The organism is Cytobacillus sp. Hm23, from assembly GCF_051842895.1.
GTDB lineage: Bacteria > Bacillota > Bacilli > Bacillales > SM2101 > Nanhaiella.
Genome location: NZ_JBPXRQ010000017.1, coordinates 1 through 20563, shown reverse-complemented (window position 1 = coordinate 20563; position 20563 = coordinate 1). Strand labels below are relative to the sequence as shown.

Below are 20563 nucleotides of genomic sequence, written 5' to 3'. Positions count from 1 at the left end.
ATGATTTTCAAGCTATGTCTGTTACAAATGTATAGTATTTATGTACTTTTAATAGATACAAAAACCCTACACATCATGTATAGGGTTTACCTTTTTTATTTTATTATAACGGAAGTCCCAATTGTGCCGTCGATGCCTTCGTTTTGATCCCGCACTCCGCAGGTGGGTGCCCTGTTCCAAATGTTAGTACGTCCTTAAAATCCAGAAGGCATGTACGCTGTTTGAAAACTCAAGCTCCCGTATAACTTATTGTTCGGTCAAAACAATAGGTTATAAGACGAACACATCAGGACTTTCAAGTTCTGTTATTATAATATCACACCAATTTACAGTTATCAAGTTGAGGAAATATTGGACATATTAGCTTTTTTTCACAGTTAGCGCTAAATTAAGTTCAGCTAATTGTTCAATGCTTACTTCTCCAGGTGCATCTGTTAGTAAACAGCTAGCACTAGCAGTTTTCGGAAAAGCAATCGTATCACGTAAATTTGAACGACCTGCTAAGATCATGACAATTCGATCTAAACCTAAAGCAATACCTCCGTGAGGTGGTGTCCCATATTCAAATGCTTCCATCAAAAAGCCAAATTGTTCGTTAGCTTCTTCCTCTGTAAAGCCTAAAGCTTTAAACATTTTTTCTTGTAACTCTCTTTCATATATACGCAGTGACCCTCCACCTAATTCATAGCCGTTTAACACCAAATCATATGCTACAGCTTTTACGCGAGAAGGGTCTGTATCTAACAATTCAATATCTTCTCGAGCAGGCATTGTAAAAGGATGATGTGCTGCGTAATAACGCCCTTCTTCATCATCATGCTCTAATAAAGGCCAGTCTGTTACCCACAGGAAATTAAACTTATTTTCATCAATTAAGTTTAATTCTTTTCCTAGCTTTATGCGCAATGCACCAAGAGCATCTGCCACAACTGCTTTTTTATCAGCTACGAATAATAATAAGTCTCCTGCAACAGCTTCTAAAGAAGAAATAAAGCCACTTTGTTCTTCCTCACTGAAAAACTTTGCAATAGGTCCTTTAAGCCCTTCTTCTTCTACTTTTAACCAAGCTAACCCTTTTGCGCCATAAACACTAACAAAATCAGCAAGAGCATCTATATCTTTTCGAGAAAAAGAGTTCGCAGCACCTTTCACATTAAGTGCTTTGACTTGACCACCAGAATTAACAGCCCCTGAAAACACTTTAAATCCGCAGTCCTGAACTTGTTCCGATAAGTCTATTAGCTCCATCTCAAAGCGCGTATCAGGTTTATCAGAACCGAACCTATTCATAGCTTCGTCATAGGTCATACGTGGGAACGGAAGCGATACTTCCAGGCCCTTTACATCACTCATGACTTTTGACATCATTTGCTCTGTCATCGAAATAATATCCTCTTGATCCATAAAGGAAGTTTCAATATCAATTTGAGTAAATTCAGGTTGGCGATCTGCTCGTAAATCTTCATCTCTGAAACAACGTGCAATTTGATAATATTTTTCGATGCCACCTACCATTAACAATTGTTTAAATAATTGAGGTGATTGTGGCAGCGCATAAAACTCTCCCTCATGAACACGACTAGGTACTAAATAATCACGCGCTCCTTCTGGTGTACTCTTTGTTAGAATTGGCGTTTCAATATCTATAAACTCTTCACCATCTAAATATGATCTAATTGATTTCGTAATATTATGGCGCATTTTTAACGTATCAAATATAACCGGTCTTCGAAAATCTAGGTAGCGATACTTTAAGCGGGTATCTTCAGAAACCTCTGATTGATCAGCAATTACAAAAGGAGGTGTTTTTGCTGAATTAATAATTGTAACCTGTTCTGCGTGTACTTCAATTTTTCCAGTACTAAGGTTTTCGTTAATCGTGCCCTCTTCACGAGCTACTACATTACCATCTATATGAAGAACAAATTCATTTCTTACTTTCTCTGCTATACTTAAAGCTTCAGGAGACATTTTTGGATTAAATACTACTTGAACGATTCCCGTACGGTCACGTAAATCAATAAATATTAAGCCACCTAGGTCACGTCTTTTTTGTACCCACCCTTTTAATTTTACTTTCTCTCCAATTGCCTGCTCTGTTACTTGCCCACAAAAATATGATCTTCCAAACATAAGAATCCCCCTATTGTATGTTTTCCATTACATATGACGTAAAATCATTCAGATTTATTTCATTTTGTTCACCAGTACTCATATTTTTTACATTAATTACGTTTCTCTCTATCTCTTCGTCACCTAATACAGCAACAAATTTTGCTTGTAACCTGTCAGCCGCTTTGAATTGAGCTTTTAACTTCTTATCTTGATAATCTTTCTCCGCAATTAATCCAGCATTCCGTAATTGATGTACTAGGGATACTGACATATCCTTCGCTTTGTCTCCTAGCGTAACAACGTAACAATCGATGTGACTCGTTATAGGAAGCTGTATTTTCTCGGCATCAATTGCTGCTAACAGCCGTTCTATACTTAGCGCAAACCCAACACCAGGTGTTTCTGGCCCACCAATACTCTGTACTAAACCGTTATATCTACCACCACCACATAAAGTTGTAATAGAGCCAAAGCCTTCTGCATTACTCATTATTTCAAATGCGGTATGATTATAATAATCCAATCCTCGAACTAGGCGAGCATCTACTTCAAAGGGAATGTGTAAGCTTGTTAAATACGTTTGAACTTTATCAAAATATATTTTTGATTCTTCATTTAAATATTCCAATATGGAAGGTGCTGAATTCATCAATTCATGACCTTGATCCTTTTTACAATCTAAAATTCTTAATGGATTTTTCTCTAATCTAGTTTGACAATCGGTGCAAAACTCTTCAATTTTAGGTTCAAAGTGCTTAATAAGGGCATCACGATGAGCCACTCTACTTTCTTGATCACCTAAGCTGTTGATAACAAGCTTTAAATTAGTAAGCCCTAAGCTTTTGTATAAGTCCATTGCTATCCCAATTACTTCAGCATCAATTGCAGGGTCATTACTACCGAGCGCTTCTATGCCAAACTGTACAAATTGACGAAACCTTCCTGATTGCGGTCTTTCGTAACGAAACATTGGACCAATATAAAATAGTTTTGTAGGTTGATTAGGACTCCCGTACATCTTTTTTTCTACGAAAGCTCGAACAACCGATGCTGTACCCTCAGGCCTTAAAGTTAAACTTCTTTGACCTCTGTCTTCAAATGTATACATCTCTTTTTGAACGATATCTGTTGTTTCTCCTACCCCTCTAGCGAATAGCTCTGTATGTTCAAAAACTGGCGTCCGGAGTTCCTTGTAATTATATTTTCCACACAACTCTCTAGCTTTTTCTTCAACATATTGCCATCGCTCAACTTCATCTGGGAGAATATCCTGTGTTCCCCTTGGTATTTGATAAGACATACATTTTCCTCCTAAATTAACCAAAATAAAAAACTCCCATCCCTACTATTCGTAGGGACGAGAGTTATCATTTACCCGTGGTGCCACCCTAGTTGAAGCAAATTACATCTGCTCCCACTTAGTCAGTTAACGCCTGATTACGTCCTTCTCCTAGTCAAAACTTGTTAATTGTAAATGCTCAAAAACAGTTGACCACTTTCAAATAACAATTAATAATTTTTCAGAGAGAAACCTCCAGAGTGTTCATTCGTTAAGTCAGCATGATGAAATGCTTTCAGCCTAATGGCATTTCTTCTCTTTTCATGTGAATCCTTAACTACTATTCTCTTTCACTGGTTGCTTCAATATTATTTTCAGAAAGAATTTTATATTATCATACGTATGAACAGAAAACTTGTCAAGAGAATTCGATAATTATTATGATCTGTGCAGATGTTTTTTTAGTTTTTTTATATCTTTCACTGCTAATCCATACTCCGACGCTAATTCTATTAATGTAGAATCATTCTCTCTTTGAATAAAGTCGTGGAAGTCCACACCGAATAATTGGTTGCCTTCTTTTCCACTAATCGCACTTTTCTCACTATATCTCACAATAAAACTTCCTTTCTATACCATTTTCTGCTGCATCTATATTTCTCCATGTAATAGTAGTAGTTTTCCCTTCTAGCTGAAAATATTTCATTAAAAATACAAGGAAATATAAAAAAGTTAGCGAAAGAGTAAAGGTGGCAAAAAGCTAATAGAGGAGGTACATTATTTGTTCAAGAAGATATGTTTATTTGTCCTAATTCTTGTTATTCTTATACCTAATAATAAAATTACTTATGCTGTAACAGACACAATAGCAGTGAATGTTCCAACATTAAATGTACGTACAGGACCTGGTTTATCATATGAGGTCATTACAAATATTAAACAGGATGAACACTTTACATTAATAGCAACAAAAGACGATTGGATTCAAATTCAATTACCAAATCAACAAACTGGTTGGGTTGCCTCATGGTTGGTCAGCCAAAATCTCATTACAGAAGAATATAGCTCGCCATCAAAAGTTACAGCAAATGTAGATGAGCTACGTATACGACAAGGTCCAGGAAGTGATTTTCAAATTATTGGTTCCATGAATCAGGGTGATTATGCTAATGTAATTGAGCAACAAGGGGATTGGACAAAAATTTCATTTGCCAATCAAGTTGGATGGGTCTATTCACAATACTTGTCACCATCTGAATCTGATTTATCCACTCCTATGGAACAAGCGCAAATCATTGCTCAAATCTCTGTGGATAGCTTAAATGTTAGAAGTGAACCTTCTTTAGAGTCAGAAATTATCGGCCAGCTTCATAACGGAGAAGTGAATGCAATAATAAGCGAAAAAGAAAGTTGGCTTGAAATTTCATACATGAATACTTCTGGCTGGATTCATCGATCATTTGTCAATATTATTAATGAACAACGACAGGAATTGGACTCATTAAACCCAAACGAGGACACCGATGGCTCTCAATCGGAACAAGAGGAGCAACAACATACAAATATAAAAGGTGTAGTAACAGCAACGACACTTAACATAAGGAGCGATTATTCATTAGATGGAAACATTGTAGGTAATATACCTCAAGGGGAAGAAATACTCATATTAGAAGAAAATAACAAGTGGTACAAAATCAATTGGCTCGGAGGTGAAGGCTGGGTTGCTAGCTGGTACGTCAAGCTTTTAGAAGAACAAGATAACCCTAACCCAGTAAATGATCTTAAAGAGGAAGAAAATACTATTCGTATTTTACATAATGGTACAAATTTACGAGATAAGCCATCTACGACTGCAAATATAGTCGTACGTGCAAATGAAGGTGATACTTATCCAATCCTTGATATTGATGGAGATTGGTATAAAATTCAATTACCTAATGAAAGCACTGCATATGTTGCAGGCTGGATTGTCAAAGCATCTACAAATGTACCCATTATAGAAAAAAATGGCATTGAGCAATATTTAAAGGATAAAATTATCGTCATCGACCCTGGACATGGTGGACGTGACGGCGGAACAACTGGTTTAAAAGGTTCGCTCGAAAAGAACATTACTGTTAGGACTGCAAACATCTTAGAAGACAAGCTATCTGCTGCTGGAGCTACAGTCTTTTTAACTAGAGAAGAAGATATTTACGTATCGTTAAGAAACAGAGTAAGTATTTCACATTATTATAATGCTGATGCCTTTATTAGTTTACATTACGACAGTACAACTGATCGAGGTGTAAGTGGCATTACTTCATTTTTCTATGACGAAACAAAAGATAAACAATTAGCAGTATCTTTACATGAACAACTTATTAACTATACTAATTTAAATGATCGAAGTGCCCGATTTGGCAATTATCATGTATTAAGAGAAAACAAGCAGCCATCAGCCCTTCTCGAATTAGGGTTTTTAAGCAATAACGAAGAAGAATTAATGATCAATTCAACACACTTTCAAGAAGCGATAGGGAATGCACTCTATTATGGGCTTGCACAATATTTTAACAAAAATTAGAGGCTGTCAGAAAGTCATTCATTGACTTTCTGGACAACCTCTTCATTTACGCTCTCTCACTCTCAATGATTAATGTCACTGGCCCATCATTAACAAAATCAACATCCATCATTTGTCCGAATTGACCTGTCTCAACACTAGCACCATTATTTATTAATTGTTTATTAAATATATCATAAATGCCTTTCGCATGATCAGGTTTAGCTGCGTCCATGAAATTAGGTCTCCGTCCTTTACGGCAATCACCATATAATGTAAATTGTGATACAGAAAGTACTTGCCCTCCGACATCTAATAATGAAAGATTCATTTTTCCATTGTCATCTTCAAAAATTCGAAGATTAACAATTTTTTCAGCTAAATATTTGGCATCTTCTTCTGTATCAGCATGAGTTATACCTACTAGCAATAAAAGCCCATGAGAAACTTCGCCAACTTTTTGTTCATTTACGATGACCTTTCCGTTTTTAGCGCGTTGCACGACTACTCTCATATCGTTATACCCTCTCTAATTCATGATCCTTCTAACAGAATACACATCAGGAATCTGCTTAATTCTTTCTACTACTTTTTGTAAATGACTAATGTTTTTTATAAAAATGGCCATATTAATCATAGCCATTTTATTACGGTCTGTTTTCCCTGTGACAGATGAAATATTCGTTTTTGATTCATTAACAGCCTGCAGAACTTCATTGAGCAGACCTCTGCGATCAAACCCTGTTATCTCAATCTCCACATTGTATTCGCGACTTTCTTTAGCATGACCTTCCCACTCGACAGGAATAAGTCTTTTCTCAGCGTCTTCAGTATTTATGTTGGGACAGTCAGCACGGTGTATGGACACACCTCGCCCTTTTGTTATAAAGCCAACAATTTCATCACCTGGTACAGGATTACAACATTTTGATAATCTAATGAGCAAGTTGTCAATTCCTTGCACACGAACTCCTGCATCACGTTTTTTGGCTTGAGGAATAGGAATTTGTCTTACTTCCGATGCAGCTTCTGTAATATTCTTCTCTAGTTCTTCATCTTTCTTTTTGCGCCATTTATCAGTAAGACGAGTAACAACTTGAGCAGCTGTAATTCCATTAAATCCAACAGCTGCATACATATCTTCTTCATTATTGAAGTTGAACTTTTCAGCAACAACTTTTAAATTTTCTGGTGATAATACTTCTTTCACTTCAAACTCAAGGTTCTTAATTTCTTTCTCAATAAGTTCCTGTCCTTTTTCAATATGCTCTTCACGTCGCTGTTTCTTGAAAAATTGTCTAATCTTATTTTTCGCTTGAGAAGTTTGAGCAAGCTTTAACCAGTCTTGACTTGGACCATAAGAATGCTTCGACGTTAATATTTCAATAATGTCACCTGTTCTTAATTTATAATCAAGTGTTACCATCTTTCCATTAACTTTTGCACCAATTGTCTTATTACCAATTTCTGAATGAATACGATAAGCAAAATCAATAGGAACAGAACCTGATGGTAACTCGATTACATCACCCTTTGGTGTAAAGATATATACCATATCCGAGAACAAATCAATTTTTAATGATTCCATAAATTCTTCTGCATTAGTTGCATCATTTTGCCACTCTAAAATTTCCCGGAACCAAGTCATTTTTGTTTCAAATGAGGATTTGTCACTAACAGTTTTACCTTCTTTATACGACCAATGTGCCGCTATCCCGAATTCTGCAATTTGATGCATTTCAGTCGTTCGTATTTGTACTTCCATAGGCTCACCTTTTGGGCCTATAACAGTCGTATGAAGGGACTGATACATATTAGGCTTTGGCATTGCTATATAATCCTTAAATCTGCCTGGCATAGGCTTCCAACACGTATGAATAATACCTAAGACCGCATAACAATCCTTGATGCTATTTACAATAATTCTCAAAGCTAATAAATCATAGATTTCATTAAATTGTTTATTTTGTAGAATCATTTTTCGATAAATGCTGTAAATATGTTTAGGGCGTCCATATATTTCTGACTTAATCGATACATCATTTATCTTTGTTTTTAAGTCCTGTATCGTTTCAGCTAAGTATTGCTCTCTTTCAGCCCGTTTTTTCTTCATCAAGTTCACAATACGATAGTATTGCTGAGGGTTTAAATAACGTAACGCAGTATCTTCCAGCTCCCATTTTATTTTTGATATTCCAAGGCGATGAGCCAATGGGGCAAAAATTTCAAGAGTTTCATTTGATATACGCATTTGCTTCTCATGTGGTAAATGCTTTAATGTACGCATATTATGCAAGCGATCTGCTAGTTTTATTAAAATTACGCGTATATCCTTTGCCATAGCAACAAACATTTTTCGGTGATTCTCAGCCTGCTGTTGTTCATGAGATTTATATTTAATTTTACCGAGCTTTGTTACACCATCTACAAGCATAGCAACTTCTTTGCCAAACTCAGTTGTCATTTTTTCAATGGAAGTATCAGTATCCTCTATAACATCGTGAAGAAAACCTGCTGCAATCGTTGCAGGATCTAACTCTAAATCAACGAGTATTCCTGCTACTTGAATAGGATGAATAATATATGGCTCACCAGATTTTCGAAATTGATCATGATGAGCTTGCTCCGCAAACTGATATGCATTTGCGATAAATTCAATATCGTCTTGTGACAAGTAAGCTCTTGCCTTGTCAATTACCTGTTCAGCTGTTAACACATGTTCATTAGCCATGATATCACCTTTACAATAAGTATTGTATTTATTATCATGAAATTTCGAGTAGATGTAAAGTATTGTTTAAACGGAAAAGCGAGCCAACACATGATAATGGCAGAATGTCACCATCCATGATTCTTCCCGAAAAGCATGCTCTTCCACTTTTTAGCCGTGCCTAGGCTCAATCGCTAGACATCTGAAAAACAATTTCAAGCATCTCCATTACCCCCAAACAACAATCATTAGAATTATATCGCCATGAAGGTGTTTTACCTTTTTACGATATGATGAAGTGACGTTGGGGGGATTTATGAAAGATGTAGACATAGATTTATCTTATTTAATGGGTTCTTTCGCATTAATTGTTGCTTTTCGTACTAAGAACCAAACACATACATAACTAGATTTCGTGGTATCTTTCCTTCTATACAACAATGACTAACCATATAAAACCTCTAATTTTTGTACTAATTGGATAACAATAGCAACAAAGTTTAAAAAGAGCCTATTTAATTGATAAAGCTTTAAAAAAGAGCCCTCTTCAAAATGAGCGCTCTCTTAAATTCTATGTTTAGCGTGTGGAAGAACTTAAAATTCCATTAATGAAAGAACATCATAATTATCAATCTTTTCTCGACCATCTAAATACGAAAGTTCGATTAAAAAGGCAATTCCTGCCACTACTCCACCTAATTCTTCTACAAGTTTGATTGTTGCTTCAATTGTACCACCAGTTGCTAATAAGTCGTCAGTTATTAATACTCTTTGTCCTGGCTTTATCGCGTCTTTATGAATCGTAAGCACATCTTTTCCATACTCTAATCCATAATCGACCTGTATCACTTCACGAGGTAATTTACCTTCTTTTCTTACAGGTGCAAACCCTACTTCTAAAGCATATGCTACTGGACAACCAATAATAAATCCTCTTGCTTCTGGTCCAACTACTAAATCAATTCTTCTTTCACTTGCATATTTCACAATTTGGTCTGTTGCATATTTATAGACTTCACCTTTATCCATAATCGTGGTGATATCTTTAAATTGTATTCCTTCTTTAGGAAAATCTGGTACTACGGTAACATATTTTTTTAAATCCATTCGTTCACTGCCTCCTGCGAACCTTTATTATTATTGTTATCAAACCAATGCTTCAATTGTTGATATGATGAATACGAAAATGTACGTTCAAGTTCAAGCTGTGCTTGTTTTGAGCGATACGTTATTGACTCAGTCAAATCTCTTTTTTCTGTATGATTTGATATAGAAATGAATCCATTGTCTATTTTAACAAATTCTAATTCAAAAAACACCTTTGACATAAATTCTATCGTTTCTTTTGTCCATCCTTTATGAATAGCTAACTTTTCAGCGTAACGATTCAAATCGAAAGAGCCTTTTTGTACTAAAAAGCGATAATACCAAGAAAAATGCTTCCGAGTTGGTATTGTAGTAAAAAAATGATCTTGTTCATGGTGGAACAATGCGTATATTCGTTCAGGTAAACCAGCATGTTGGAGCAAACTTATTTGCTCAATCGATGATGGTAGGTCTACTAAAATAACGTGTTTTGAACTTATATCGATAACATCATCGTGCGCTTCAACTTTATAAATAACATTCTCGTACTTGCTAAGTTGTAATTTACCAATCGTTTGCTCGTTAAAGATGATTAGCTGTAGTTTATGTGATGGAATAAGTTCGATCAATTTTTCTACATCTTTTGTACCCCTATAATCAAAAAGTTGCCACTCATTCACACTAATATCTTGCAGCATTAATTGAGCTTTTCGATTATTGTTCCACTCATTAATAGATAAATCTCCTACGACAGATACTCGAGAAAGGGGAGATATATCATCATACAAATAACCAAATCTAAAAGCAATTGTATCTAATTGACTCCCAGCTTTTTCAAGCACTACTTTCAAGTGTGCTTGATCAGCCCCAATCTTACGCATGTCGCTAATATTGACATTATCTATTAAAAACTTTGGCTTTGGATTGTTCATTCCATATGGTGCCAACTTTCCAATTTGCTCAATTGTTGAAATCGTCACTTCGTCAATTGAACATGTTGTATCGATGTTGGTAATAGGGACATATTCGTCTTCGATTAAAACATCTTGAGCTATAGCATTTAAACGGTAGCGTAAATCTTCAATATCATCAAGCTGTAGTGTCATCCCTGCAGCCATAGGATGACCACCAAAATGAGGTAAAATATCACGACATTTTGATAAATTTGCAAATAAATCAAAACCTTCGATGCTTCTAGCAGACCCTTTTGCTAGTCCATTTTCTTCATCTACACTTAAAACAATGGTTGGACGGTAGAATTTATCTACAAGTCGAGATGCAACGATACCGATAATCCCTGAATTCCAACCTTCATCTGCAACAATAAGCACAGCATTTTCCTCTAGAGGGTATTGTTCTTCAACTTGTTTTATCGCTTCTTCTGTTGTTTTATTTACTAGCTGCTGACGTTGCTTATTTAACAGATCTATTTCATTAGCAAGGTGGGCGGCTTCCTCTACATTATCAGTCATAAGTAAGTGAACTGCTGGATCAGCTGAATCCAACCTACCAACTGCGTTAAGTCTTGGTGCTATAGCAAAGCCAATTGTATCTTCATTAATTTCATTTGCATCAACACGACAAACTTTCAATAATTCTTTTATTCCTTTTCTAGATGTCACTTGAAGCTTTTTAATTCCTTTATATGCAATTAGACGATTTTCTCCTGATAGAGGGACTAAATCTGCAATTGTTCCAATGGCGACAATATCTAAAAGTGATGTCGGTACCTCGCCAAGTAATGCGTGGGCCACTTTAAATGCAACACCAACCCCTGCCAACTCTTTGCACGGATATACGCTATTTGGCTTTTTAGGGTGGATAATTGCTAACGCATCAGGAAGCTCAGGACCTGGCTCATGATGATCAGTTATAATTAAATCTAACCCTAATTTCCTTGCAACAGCTGCTTCATTTAAAGCAGCAATTCCAGTATCAACAGTTATGATTAGCGAAAACCCTTCTTCTTTTGCCCATTTAAAAGCTTCCTCGTTCGGACCATATCCTTCTGTGAACCGATTGGGTATATAAAAGTCTACTTTAGCTCCCATATCTTTAAGAGTTGATAGTAGGACTGCTGTACTACTTACACCATCTGCGTCATAGTCACCAAAAATGAGAATCTTTTCTTCAAGTTCAACCGCTTGCTTTATTCTTTCAATAGCAACATCCATATCTTCTAATAAAAACGGGTCATGAAATTCTTGATTTTCTATATTTAGAAAGGCATGAGCATCTTCAACAGTATCTATGCCACGATTGATGAGTAATTTTGCAACAAGAGGGGTAATACTTAGTGCACCGGCAAGCTGCTGTACTTGTTCTTCATTACATTCATTTATTTTCCATCGAGTTTTAGACTGTAGCATACTATCTCCCCTTTATTAAAACAAGCCCTATTATACTAGAGAGCTAGTTGTGTTTCAAATTCAATCTATTGCCTGCTAAGACATTATTAATTTCTTGTCTTAACCTTACACCTTTTCTAATACATAAGTCTGTTTTCATATAGAATGTTGTTTTTATTACTAAAAAATAAACATGTAAAAAATAGTTTTAGTCGCATCTTTTCTTGTATTTTATGAAGAAAAAAGTTTACGAAAAGAGCCTACATAAAAAAAGCCGCAGTACATGTACCACGGCTATTACAAAGGGTTATTTCGCATTGCTTGTTGTTTCTCAGCTGTTTAATTTGGTAAAAACAGCAACAAATTATACGAAAAGAGTCTCTGCAAAAACTTTAATTTAGCTCAAATTGTTCTCTTACAGTTGTTTTGAAGGATTTCTAAGACCTAGCTTCTTGCTTTTCCAAACTAACCAAAGCTGAGATGCGATAAACATAGATGAATATGTTCCTGCAACTAAACCGATCAGTAACGCAAATGAGAAGTTTGTTATGGATTCACTTCCGAATATTAACAATGCACCTACAGCAACAACTACAGTAAGCACCGTATTAATAGACCTTGCTAACGTCTGTTGTAGACTTTTGTTTACAACAGCTGCTAGATCCTCAAATGTTTTAATTTTCTTGTTCTTCTTGTAGTTTTCACGTATGCGATCAAATGTAACAATCGTATCATTAATCGAATAACCTACGATCGTTAAGACCGCTGCGATAAATGTTAAATCGACTTCGAGTCTAGTTAAACTAAAGAATGCAATAATGAAAAATGAGTCGTGTAACAATGCTACAATGGCCGCTAACGCCATCGTCATTTCAAATCGAATGGTAACATAAATGATGATACCTATAGATGCAATCAATACAGATATGAATGCATTACGAGCTAGTTCCTTACCGATAGTTGGAGAAACCGTACTTACATTAGGCTCTTGACCGTATTTGTCAATAAAATGAGACTTAAGTTCATTAATTTTAGCTTGCTCAAGTACTCCTAAAAAGCGTGCAACTGCAATTTCATTATTTGTTCCTGAAAGTACGATCTCATCATCTGGTACTAAACCTATCTGACCAAGCTCTTCAGTTACTTCTTTCGCTGTGAGCGATTGACTAGCACCGATTTCTACCCTCGTTCCACTTTCAAAGTCTATGCCGAGATTAAGTTTCATTGTTAATAGGAGAATCCCTCCAACTACGACCATAGCCCCTGAGAATAGGAAAAATTTCTTCCGATGCTTTACAAAATCAACCTTATCAAATTTTGTCGACAATTCTGTATCATCTGTTACTTCTGCAATATCTAATATATCAGCTTGCTTAACACCAAAATAGCCAGGCTTTTTATTTAAGAAACGGCTATTCACCCATAAGCCAAGCAAAATTCTTGAGCCATATACAGCCGTAATAAAGCTGACGATAATACTTACGATTAACATCGTTGCAAACCCTTTAACTGAGCTTGTCCCATAAACAAACAATACTGTTGCTGCCAACAATGTAGTTATGTTAGCGTCTAGAATTGTTGATAACGACCTGCGGTTTCCAGCCCGGAAAGCAGACATCGTCGATTTACCTAGCTTAATTTCTTCCTTAATTCGCTCATATGTAATGATATTTGCATCAACAGCCATACCTACACCTAGGATTAACGCAGCGATACCTGGTAAAGTTAAAACACCATTCATTAAATCAAAAACGAGCAGAATAAGGAAAATATAGATGCTTAAAGTAATGGTCGCGATTAATCCAGGAAAACGATAATAACTGATCATAAATATAAAGATGATTGCAATTCCGACAATCCCTGCAAATATCGTTTTTTCCATTGCTTGTTCACCGAATTTTGCACCAACCGATGTAGAATAAATCTCTTTTAGGTCAACTGGTAGCGCTCCGGCATTCAACAAATCAGAAAGCTCTTTCGTCTGAGTTACCGTAAAGTTTCCTGTTATCATTGGATTTTTAATATTCAATACTTCATTTACATTTGCAACTGATAAAATTTTGTCACTATTCGTGTTCTTTAACTCTTCAAATGAGTCTACACCTTCTTCAAAATCAAGCCACATAACTAATTGATTATTTGGAGCCATATTTAAAATTTGTTCAGTAACTTGACCAAATTTATCTGCATCTTTTATTGTAAGGGATACAATCGGCGCGCCATTTTCATCAAAAGATGAACTCGCACCACCCTCTTCTAAATCTGTACCATCTAGCATGATATTATCATTAACATCTCTAATCGTTAACTTTGCACCTGTTGATAGGATTTCTCTTGCTTTATTTTGATCCTCAACACCTGCTAATTGCACACGAATTCGATCTGTACCTTCAATCTGAATACTAGGTTCACTCACACCTAAAACATTCACACGTCGGTCCAGAGCTGCAGCTGTACTTTCTAAAATTGAGTTGGTTATTTCTTCATCCTCATGTACAGGTATAGCTTCATATAAAACTTCAAAGCCACCCTGTAGGTCAAGACCTAACTTAATGTCGTTGGTTATTCCTTTTAGCGTATAGCCCATCGTGCTGCCAATCACTAGCACGAGCAAAAAAAACGCTACGATGCGACCTCTTTTTACCATAACTAAAAATCCTCCTTAAAATTAACAAAAAAGCATAAGCACCTTAGAACTATTCTTTGGGTTAATAATGTATATCTTATGTGTCGGTAACCTTCGCTAACAAAACAATTATGAAACATATTTAACTACCTGTCAATTTCATACTAAATGTGCATTGTTCCACAATAAAAGATATACCCGCCTATAATAGTTGATTTAAAACATCTTTTCCTTCTTCACTAAATAAATTTGGTGCTTTATATGCTTCAATTGTTATATAGCTCATATATTCGCTTATCGTAAGCGTCAAAATATCATTTACCATTTCGTAAAGTTTCTTTCCTTCTTTTACACGCTTCCACTTTTTTCTCTTTAAGCACTCCCATAGCAGCTCCTCAGTTACATCTTCATAACCAAACATGCAGAACTCTTCTAATTTACTCGTTAGAGCAGGTTGACAAATTGCTTTAAATTGTTCAAGAACATCCAATTTATTATTCAATATTATCCACTCCTACGTTAGAAATAGAAAACGTTTAAATGTTATGAAACAACCTCGTATTTCTTTTCCCATACTTGTCATGCTTGGCCAACCCACATGCATATAGTTAATTGTATATGATATCACCCTTTTTGAGAAGGTAGGGACCAAGATGACAAAACAAACATTTTTGAAAGGTACGCTTATACTAGTTATAGCTGGTTTAATAACAAGAATTCTAGGATTTATTAACAGAGTAGTAATTGCTAGAATGATTGGTGAAGAAGGCGTCGGCTTATATATGATGGCCGTGCCGACATTAATTCTAACAATTAATTTAACCCAGCTTGGACTTCCTGTTGCAATATCAAAGCTCGTAGCAGAAGCTGAAGCAGTTGGTGACAGAAGAAAAATCAAAAAAATATTAGTTATCTCGTTGTCAATCACTCTTATTACGAGCGTTATTTTTACAAGTGGAATGATTGGATTTGCCCCATTACTCTCCAATACGCTATTAACCGATTCAAGAACACTTTATCCTTTGTTAGCGATTTCTCCAATTGTTCCAATTGTTGCATTGTCATCGGTTATGAGAGGATATTTTCAAGGGAAGCAGAATATGAAACCACCAGCTATTTCACAGGTGATAGAACAAATCGTTCGAATTACACTCGTAGCAGTCTTTACAAAAGCTTTTTTACCTTATGGGATTGAATTTGCTGCTGCAGGAGCAATGATTTCTGTAGTGATAGGCGAATTTGCTTCACTTATTTATATGATAACGATGTTTAAGCTAAATAAGAGAATAAGAGTTCGCAGACATTTTTTTAAATCAATGAAAGGTGGAAAAGAAACGTTTAATGGGTTGATGAGAATAGCACTGCCTACTACTGGAAGCAGATTAATTGGTTCAATTTCATGGTTTTTTGAACCCATTGTCGTTGCGCAAAGCCTCGCTATAGCAGGGCTCTCAATATCTCTTGCTACAAGACAATACGGGGAATTAACAGGATATGCCCTTCCATTAATGTTCTTACCCTCTTTTATTACTCATTCATTACAAGTTGCACTAGTACCTGCTATTAGTGAGGCTGCTGCAAATAACAAAATGCAGATCGTGGAATATAGGCTACAGCAAGCATTACGTCTATCTTTTGTTACTGGAGGTTTAGCTGTAGTTGTTCTTTATATTTTTGCAACACCTCTTATGGAGATTATGTACGGGACTAGCAATGCAGCAATATATGTAAAATTAATGGCTCCTTTTTTTATTTTACATTATTTTCAAGGTCCATTACAAGCAACACTTCAAGCTCTTGATTTGGCAAAAGCCGCTATGATTAATAGTTTAATAGGGGCAATCGTTAAATTAGCTGCGATATTTGCCTTAGCAACTCAGCCAGAAATAGGGATAATGGGAGCTGCACTCGCTATTGTCGTATCAATGATGCTAGTTACTCTACTTCATTTTTCAACAGTATTAAAAGTCATTTCCTATACTTTTTACGTAAAGGATTATATAAAAACAGGTTTAACAATTGTCATTTCAGGTATTGTTGGACACTATGTATTTTCTTATCTATTAACTATGGATTCATTAATATTTAAAACGTTATTTGCGATCATTAGTACATCTCTCACATATTTTCTATTACTAATTATCTTTAACTTAATCAAACCTGATGAGCTCGCTCGGGTACCTATTTTAAGAAAATTATTTACAACTAGCGGCAAGTAATTTAAAAGGTAGAAAAATGAAAGTCGAGCAATCGTTATCCACGGCATTGAAAGCGAGTCTATTTATTGATGAAGAGTTATCCTTAAAGCAAATTATATATGACTTCGCAAAAGAAACACTTACTAATTCACATTGCAATTTACACAAAAAGTCCGACTTCTGTTAAGTCGGTCTTTTCTATCCTAAGTAATAAAATTTTAAATTCACCCAAATTTGTAGTTGAAGAGTTTATAAAACAAATACCATTAAATCTTCATCAAAGTATTCACCATTAAACTTTAATGATTTAAGCTCTGTTCCATAAATTTTAAATCCAACAGCTTCATATAACTTTTTAGCATATTTGTTATTATGTTCTACGGTTAAATTAATTTGTTCTAATCCTTCGTACCCTTTTGCCTTTTTTATAAGTTCCATCATAAGTTCTTTTCCGATACCTTGCCCTCTTACCTCAGGAGCTACACACATACCAAAAACATTTCCTTTATGAGCAGTTTTAACATTAATTTCACGAATAAAAGTAACAGTTCCAAATAATGAACCATCATTATCAAAAGACCCTAAAACAAACTTGTCTTTAGATGGTTTTATTCGCTCTACAACGGTATCGATTGAAAATTGGACTTCTCTTTCATATGTTGAGCCAAACGCTTCAGGATTTGTTTGTAAGGCTTTTAATCGAAATTCTTGATAGATAGGAGCATCAGACTCAGCCAAAATACGAATGTTCATTATCTCTCCCTCATTTCCTACTATATTCATTTCTATCATACAAATTATTTTTTATTTTAACATAAAATCCCATTAAACCTTAAAAAAATCATCCTTTTGCAAGGATGATTTCCATAAACTTATTTGCAATGGCTGTTTTCGTATTAATTGTTCCTTTTCGTACTTAGAACCAAACACGTACACAACTATAGTTCGTGCAAATTTTCTTCTGTACTACAACGTACTAATTTGATAACATTAGCAACAATATTTACGAAAGGAGCCTTACTAAACTTCGTTCGTATCCCAGCTTTATAAAAATTCTATTAGATAGCGATAATAAACATAAATAGATGAAATAAATAGTGACACTACAACAACTGGAAACCCTATTTTTAAAAATTCTAGAAAATTCACTTGTTGCTTCGCTTTTGCAGCTAAACCAGCAACGACTAAATTTGAGGATGCCCCCAATAGCGTACCATTTCCTCCTAAACAAGCTCCTAACGCTAACGACCACCATAATGGATCAACATTAGTCATTCCATAATCCTGAAACTCCACAATAACTGGAATCATTGCTGCTACAAATGGGATATTATCTACAAATCCTGAAAAAATTCCTGTTAGCCATAAAATTAACATGGCTGTTTTAGGTAAATCTCCTTCTGTATAATACATAATCCCTCTAGCCATTTCATTAATTATACCTACCTCTTCTAACCCACCTACTAATAGAAATAACCCAATGAAAAAAAATAAAGTTCCCCATTCTACCTGTTTAAAAACATCTTCTGGTTTGTGTTCTTTATGGGTCAATAATAATAATAACAGGGCACCTGCCAATGCCACGCTAGTTAAGTCAATATGTAAAAACGGATGCAAAATGAATCCAGTAAACGTCATACATAAAACAGTTAACGCCTTTACTAACGTAGCATTTTTTTGTAAATATTCAACAGGATCAATTTCCATTAATCGCTGCCTATATTCTTCTTTAACATGTAATTGTTTTCCATAAATTAAAGCTAAACCACCAATAATTAATGTAAAAATGACTAAGACGATTGGAGAGAGATGGATAATAAAAGAATTAAACGTTAAATGTTTGACTGCTTGACCAATCATAATATTCGGTGGATCTCCAATTAATGTAGCTGTCCCACCTATATTCGATGATATGATAATTGCAATCAAATAAGGCACAGCAGGGATATGTAGTAATTTAGTTAACGTTAAGACGACTGGAACTAGTAGTAATACCGTCGTAACATTAGCTAATAATGCAGACCCAACCGCAGTTATTAAAGAGATAACGATTAATAATGGAATCGCCTTCCCACCTACTAATTTTGCAACGACAATCGCAACATATTCAAATACCCCTGTTTGACCCGTAATTGAGATGAGAATCATCATGGAAAACAATAACGCAATCGTATTCCAATCTATATACTCTAAAAATGCAGCGTCAATATCAAAAATCCCCACTATTAGCATTGTTACTCCCCCAAGTCCTGCAACAAGGGTCCGATCTAGCTTTTCAGTCATAATGACGATATAGGAAATAATAAAAATAATGAGAGCAAGCATAGAACTCATTCCATTTCTCCTTCCTTGTCCCCTTTAAATATCTTGTTCAAAAAGAAATTTTTACGAGGAGCTGTAATGTTTCATAGCGAATATAGATGGGTAAATAAAGCTCCAGTACAGTTATGTTATTTATCTTTCTCCTACTTTTTGAACACCTTCTTTATAATCATATGATGCTTATCCAAAAAAATATTTATATTCTATTTTTTTATTTACTGAATATGCTCGTACTATAAGAAAAGCGGAGACGCCTTGGATTATCCCCGACAAACACTGGAACAATTTTTTTGAAGGCATTTTTCGCCTTGGAATCAAATAGTGAAGTGAGCACGAGGGGATAGGCGTTGGAGCTGGACATTAAGAAAAGCGGAGTCGAATGTTCATTATATATGGAAGGGGAATGGTGAAAATGGAAACAAAAAAAATGAGTGGAGCAGTACTCTATGGAGTATTAACAATTTTAATTATTGTCTTGGGAATGAGCATGTTATTTTCCTTACTTCTTAGGTTTACTAACTTAAATGAATTGTCTCTTTCTTGGGTCATTACAATTGTTGGGTTCATCGCTGTCTTTATTGGAGGATTCGTTTCAGGAGGTAAAGGAAAAGAAAAAGGGTGGCTAGTCGGAGCCATGACTAGTATTGTGTATACTTTAATTGTTTTCCTCGTACAATACTTAGGATACGATTCTCCATTTACATTACAGCAGTTGTTATTCCACACTGGCTTTTTAGTTACTTCTATTTTTGGAGGGATAATAGGAGTGAATATTTCCTCTTCACCAACAAGAGAAACTTAATGTGTAACAGAAGATCATTACTCGGTTTTGACATGAGGTAAAGAAAAAAGTTTGGAGTCATATTAATTTTTCCAACTATGAAAAGAACATTGATAATGGCATTTTTATATTATCTTTTCTTTCTAGAACGATGGAACTTATATTGTATATGTTCAACTATTCTAAATGAAAAGAGGTTGACTAAATAATGATATGCTCCCCTTAAGGTAGACAGATTAAAAAATAAAATCTGATTACCTTAAGGGGGCTTTTTTATGTCCAATAAATTTTTCTCTATTGAATTTAAACATGAAGTGGTGAGGGCATATAACAACGAAAACTTCACTCTAAAAGAGCTAACAACAATGTACCAAATTCCTAAAAATACTATTTATAAATGGGTAGAGCGATTTGAGAAAAGTGGAATTGATGGATTAATTGACTCTAAAACATGGAAAAACTACTCCAAAGAATTAAAGGAAGCTGCAGTTAAAGATTATTTGTCAGGGGAATACTCTCAACGTGAGGTTGTTCGTAAATATGAAATTTCGAG

Annotated in this window: 15 protein-coding genes, 1 other RNA gene and 1 other annotated feature; of the genes, 4 read left to right on the top strand and 12 right to left on the bottom strand. The window is 35.2% G+C overall.

The window, feature by feature from the left end; genetic code table 11:
* Positions 1 to 110 precede the first annotated feature (110 nt).
* From ssrS to ACSVDA_RS12750, 4 genes are all read right to left on the bottom strand, one after another.
* A non-coding RNA gene (ssrS, locus tag ACSVDA_RS12765) (6S RNA) lies at positions 111 to 296 on the bottom strand.
* Between the two features lie 64 nt (positions 297 to 360).
* Entirely contained in the window at positions 361 to 2133 is a 1773-nt protein-coding gene (gene aspS / locus ACSVDA_RS12760; protein ID WP_485883700.1) for an aspartate--tRNA ligase, read from the bottom strand.
* A gap of 10 nt (positions 2134 to 2143) precedes the next feature.
* A complete protein-coding gene (hisS, locus tag ACSVDA_RS12755) occupies positions 2144 to 3415 on the bottom strand; it encodes a histidine--tRNA ligase (RefSeq protein WP_485883698.1) in 1272 nt (423 codons plus the stop codon).
* A 50-nt stretch (positions 3416 to 3465) separates the two neighbouring features.
* Positions 3466 to 3757, bottom strand: a binding site (T-box leader).
* Between the two features lie 75 nt (positions 3758 to 3832).
* Positions 3833 to 4009 (bottom strand): hypothetical protein, encoded by a 177-nt coding sequence (locus tag ACSVDA_RS12750; protein WP_214480410.1) that lies wholly within the window; start codon positions 4007 to 4009, stop codon positions 3833 to 3835.
* Between the two features lie 166 nt (positions 4010 to 4175).
* Here ACSVDA_RS12750 and ACSVDA_RS12745 point away from each other — a divergent pair, with 166 nt between their 5' ends.
* Positions 4176 to 5960, top strand: coding sequence for an N-acetylmuramoyl-L-alanine amidase family protein (locus tag ACSVDA_RS12745; RefSeq protein ID WP_485883696.1), 1785 nt, complete (start codon positions 4176 to 4178; stop codon positions 5958 to 5960).
* A gap of 46 nt (positions 5961 to 6006) precedes the next feature.
* On the opposite strand, the gene dtd is transcribed toward ACSVDA_RS12745, so the two are convergent.
* The 6 genes from dtd to ACSVDA_RS12715 form a co-directional block, all read right to left on the bottom strand.
* Positions 6007 to 6453: a D-aminoacyl-tRNA deacylase gene (gene dtd / locus ACSVDA_RS12740; RefSeq protein ID WP_485883694.1), complete on the bottom strand. Its 447-nt coding sequence runs from the start codon at positions 6451 to 6453 to the stop codon at positions 6007 to 6009.
* A gap of 15 nt (positions 6454 to 6468) precedes the next feature.
* Positions 6469 to 8670, bottom strand: coding sequence for a RelA/SpoT family protein (locus ACSVDA_RS12735; protein WP_485883692.1), 2202 nt, complete (start codon positions 8668 to 8670; stop codon positions 6469 to 6471).
* 573 nt (positions 8671 to 9243) lie between these two features.
* On the bottom strand, positions 9244 to 9756 hold the full coding sequence (locus tag ACSVDA_RS12730; RefSeq protein ID WP_485883690.1) for an adenine phosphoribosyltransferase: 513 nt from the start codon (positions 9754 to 9756) through the stop codon (positions 9244 to 9246).
* A complete protein-coding gene (gene recJ / locus ACSVDA_RS12725; protein WP_485883688.1) occupies positions 9747 to 12104 on the bottom strand; it encodes a single-stranded-DNA-specific exonuclease RecJ in 2358 nt (785 codons plus the stop codon). Before recJ ends, ACSVDA_RS12730 begins: the two co-directional genes overlap by 10 nt.
* A 394-nt stretch (positions 12105 to 12498) precedes the next feature.
* The gene (secDF, locus tag ACSVDA_RS12720; protein ID WP_485883686.1) at positions 12499 to 14730 is read right to left on the bottom strand and encodes a protein translocase subunit SecDF; all 2232 of its coding nucleotides are present in this window, start codon (positions 14728 to 14730) and stop codon (positions 12499 to 12501) included.
* A 181-nt stretch (positions 14731 to 14911) separates the two neighbouring features.
* Positions 14912 to 15211, bottom strand: a complete 300-nt coding sequence (locus ACSVDA_RS12715) for a post-transcriptional regulator (protein WP_485883685.1) — start codon at positions 15209 to 15211, stop codon at positions 14912 to 14914.
* A gap of 151 nt (positions 15212 to 15362) precedes the next feature.
* On the opposite strand from ACSVDA_RS12715, the gene spoVB reads away from it, so the two are divergent.
* On the top strand, positions 15363 to 16928 hold the full coding sequence (gene spoVB / locus ACSVDA_RS12710; protein WP_485883683.1) for a stage V sporulation protein B: 1566 nt from the start codon (positions 15363 to 15365) through the stop codon (positions 16926 to 16928).
* A gap of 228 nt (positions 16929 to 17156) precedes the next feature.
* Here spoVB and ACSVDA_RS12705 read toward each other — a convergent pair whose 3' ends face one another.
* Both ACSVDA_RS12705 and ACSVDA_RS12700 read right to left on the bottom strand, forming a co-directional pair.
* Positions 17157 to 17699: a GNAT family N-acetyltransferase gene (locus ACSVDA_RS12705; RefSeq protein WP_485883681.1), complete on the bottom strand. Its 543-nt coding sequence runs from the start codon at positions 17697 to 17699 to the stop codon at positions 17157 to 17159.
* Positions 17700 to 17951: 252 nt separating this feature from the next.
* Positions 17952 to 19241, bottom strand: coding sequence for an ArsB/NhaD family transporter (locus ACSVDA_RS12700; RefSeq protein ID WP_485883680.1), 1290 nt, complete (start codon positions 19239 to 19241; stop codon positions 17952 to 17954).
* A 400-nt stretch (positions 19242 to 19641) separates the two neighbouring features.
* Here ACSVDA_RS12700 and ACSVDA_RS12695 point away from each other — a divergent pair, with 400 nt between their 5' ends.
* Together ACSVDA_RS12695 and ACSVDA_RS12690 are read left to right on the top strand one after the other, a co-directional pair.
* On the top strand, positions 19642 to 20031 hold the full coding sequence (locus tag ACSVDA_RS12695; protein ID WP_485883679.1) for a TIGR04086 family membrane protein: 390 nt from the start codon (positions 19642 to 19644) through the stop codon (positions 20029 to 20031).
* A 254-nt stretch (positions 20032 to 20285) separates the two neighbouring features.
* Positions 20286 to 20563: helix-turn-helix domain-containing protein (locus tag ACSVDA_RS12690; protein WP_485883678.1), on the top strand; the 278-nt coding region annotated here is incomplete at its 3' end.